3 protein-coding genes and 1 pseudogene are annotated in these 2,612 nt (G+C 63.6%); 2 read left to right on the top strand and 2 right to left on the bottom strand.

The features are described 5' to 3' along the window. Positions 1–473, bottom strand: a 473-nt coding sequence (locus F8K16_RS07320) for a cation diffusion facilitator family transporter (protein ID WP_294948784.1), incomplete at its 3' end; no start/stop codon positions are given. 41 nt (positions 474–514) lie between these two features. Next, positions 515–1,240 (bottom strand): ComF family protein, encoded by a 726-nt coding sequence (locus F8K16_RS07315; RefSeq protein ID WP_294948782.1) that lies wholly within the window; start codon positions 1,238–1,240, stop codon positions 515–517. An 82-nt stretch (positions 1,241–1,322) separates the two neighbouring features. On the opposite strand from F8K16_RS07315, the gene bioB reads away from it, so the two are divergent. Both bioB and F8K16_RS07305 read left to right on the top strand, forming a co-directional pair. Further along, positions 1,323–2,321 (top strand): biotin synthase BioB, encoded by a 999-nt coding sequence (bioB, locus tag F8K16_RS07310; RefSeq protein ID WP_294948780.1) that lies wholly within the window; start codon positions 1,323–1,325, stop codon positions 2,319–2,321. Between the two features lie 2 nt (positions 2,322–2,323). After that, a pseudogene (locus F8K16_RS07305) lies at positions 2,324–2,612 on the top strand (8-amino-7-oxononanoate synthase); the annotation flags it as partial.

Genomic DNA, 2,612 nt, shown 5'->3' with positions numbered 1-2,612 from the left:
TTGTCACCGCTGTGCAGGATGAGAAACACCACCAGATTGTTGATCAGGCCGATGATGGCGATGATCATCATCTCCTTGCCCAGGATGGGTTCGGGATTGAAGAAGCGCTCAATGGCGAAGGCGATGATGCCGGCCACGATCACCAGCAGGAATACCGCGTTGAGAAAGGCGGTAATGATCTGAAAGCGCTGATAGCCGAAGGTGTAGTCCCTGTCCGGCGGGCGCCTGGCCACATGGAAGCCCCACCAGGCGATCAGCAGCGCCACTGCGTCGGTGAGCATGTGTACGCCGTCGGCCATCAGCGCCAGCGAGCCGACCCACCAGCCGCCGATGATTTCCACCAGCATGTAGGTGCTGGTGATGATGGCGGCGATCAGCACCTTGCGCTGGTTGCCGCTATCGTCCAGCTTGATGTGGTTGTGGTGGGGTGAGACCGGTTGCACCGGTTTGCAGTCATCGGTAGTGCGAGTCATTATCGTTTCCGTTTATCAAGTTGTTGAAAATGATAGAGAAATTATAGCACTGGCGTGCGCGCCAGCACCCACACTTCCACCTCCGCATCGGGGTGAACGGTTCTAACCGCCTGCGCCAGCGCATGGGCCGTGTGTCCGGTGGTGAGCACGTCATCCACAATGGCGAGGGTGTCGAACTCTGCCACGGCGGCAGGTGCGGTAAAGGCTCCGTTCAGGCTCCGTCGCCGCGCCCGCCCGCTCAGCTGCGCCTGATGGGGCGTGTCCCGCAGCCGTTCGCCGCGCAAGACGGGCAGGTCAAGGCGACGACCCAGATCCCGTGCCAGCCAGTCACTGGGGTTGAAGCCCCGCTCCCGCAGGCGGTTGTGGTGCAGCGGCACTGGCAGCAAAGCCTGCGCCCGAGGCTGCCAGCGGGGCAGCTGTTCCGCCATCAGTTCGCTCAGCAGTCGGGTGAGGCGGAAATCGGGGCGGCGGCCGTATTTCATGCGATGCAGAAGGGTTTTCAGCGTGTCATCCAGCCACCAGGCGGCCAGCACTTGGTCAAAGGCGGGCGGGGTGTTCAGGCAGGCGGCGCACAGGTGGCCGTCGGGCGTGTTGGTGGCACAGCGGGGGCAGTGGGGCGTGTCCAGCACCGGGCGCAACTGTGCCACCAGCGCATCGGCCAGGTCAAAACGGCTGGCCGGCCCCGCATTCAGTGCGCAGCGGGGTGGAAAAAGTGTCCGTTCCAGCCTGTTGAGCCACTGGAGCATGGGTTTTCGGGCCGTTTTCATGGCTGCGGAAAAAACCGATCCCGTAAAAATGGGGGAGGCCCCTGTTAAAATGCGGTCAGACACGCATTCAAGGGTACATCAAATGGCCGAACTGGGCGAGATTCGACACGACTGGACGCGCGACGAGGCGCAGGTGCTGCTGGACATGCCGCTCAATGACCTGCTGTTCGAGGCGCAGCGCATTCACCGCCAGCATTTCGATCCCAACGAGATTCAGGTGAGCACGCTGGTGAACATCAAATCCGGCGGCTGCGCCGAAGATTGCGCCTACTGCGCTCAGTCCGCCCGCTACAACACCGGGCTGGAAAAGGAGAAGATGCTCGCCGTGCAGGAGGTGCTGGACAAGGCCATGCAGGCCAAGGAAAAGGGGGCCACCCGCCTGTGCATGGGGGCCGCCTGGCGCAGCCCGTCCAAGAAGGATTTTCCCGTGGTGCTGGAGATGGTCAGGGTGGTCAAGGCGCTGGGCTTGGAAACCTGCATGACCCTCGGCATGCTGGACGACGAGCAGGTGCAGCAGCTCAAGGAGGCGGGACTGGACTACTACAATCACAATCTGGACACCTCCGAGGCCTACTACCCCAAGATCATCACTACCCGCACTTATCAGGATCGGCTCGATACCATCAAACGGGTGCAGCAGGCGGGCATTCACGTCTGCTCCGGCGGCATCATCGGCATGGGGGAGAAGCCGGAAGACCGGGCGGAGCTGTTGCGCACCTTCGCCAACCTCACCCCTCACCCCGACTCGGTGCCCATCAACCTGCTGGTGCCCATCGAAGGCACACCGCTGGCCGAAATGCGCGGCAAGACCGACCCCATCGAGCTGGTGCGGGTAATTGCCGCCGCGCGCATCATGATGCCCAAATCCTATGTGCGTCTGTCCGCCGGGCGGCTGGAACTGTCGGACGAGGCGCAGGCGCTGTGCTTCATGGCCGGGGCCAACTCCATCTTCTACGGTGACAAGCTGCTGACCACCGACAACCCGGAAGCCGACCGCGACCGCGCCCTGTTCGACAAGCTGGGGCTGAAGATGCAGCACAGCGCCAAGGCCCACCTGGACGACGGCGCGGAGGTGGCCTGACCGTGACCCTGCGCCAGCGGTTGCGGGACAGGCTGGCGGCGCAGCAGGCCGCCGACCTGTGGCGCACGCCTCCGCTGGTCACCTCGCCAGTGGGCACGCACATTCAGCTCAACGGCCGCCAGGTCATCAACTTTGCCGCCAACGACTATCTGGGCCTGACGGAAGACTCGGACATACGCGCCGCCGTGTGCGCCGATGATCAGGCCGGCTTCGGCAGCGGCGCGGCCCATCTGGTCAGCGGCCACCACCTGCACCACCACCTGCTGGAAGATGAACTGGCCGACTGGCTCG

The sequence above is a fragment of the Sulfurivirga sp. genome (genome assembly GCF_015490265.1).
GTDB lineage: Bacteria > Pseudomonadota > Gammaproteobacteria > Thiomicrospirales > Thiomicrospiraceae > Sulfurivirga.
Note: the sequence above shows the minus strand (reverse complement) of the source record. Positions and strands in the feature narration are given on the sequence as shown.

What these genes read in the sequence shown, in the direction of transcription:
- bioB (WP_294948780.1), top strand. Translation starts at nt 1,323, where the DNA reads ATGGCCGAACTGGGCGAGATTCGACACGACTGGACGCGCGACGAGGCG.
- F8K16_RS07315 (WP_294948782.1), bottom strand. Translation starts at nt 1,240, where the DNA reads ATGAAAACGGCCCGAAAACCCATGCTCCAGTGGCTCAACAGGCTGGAA.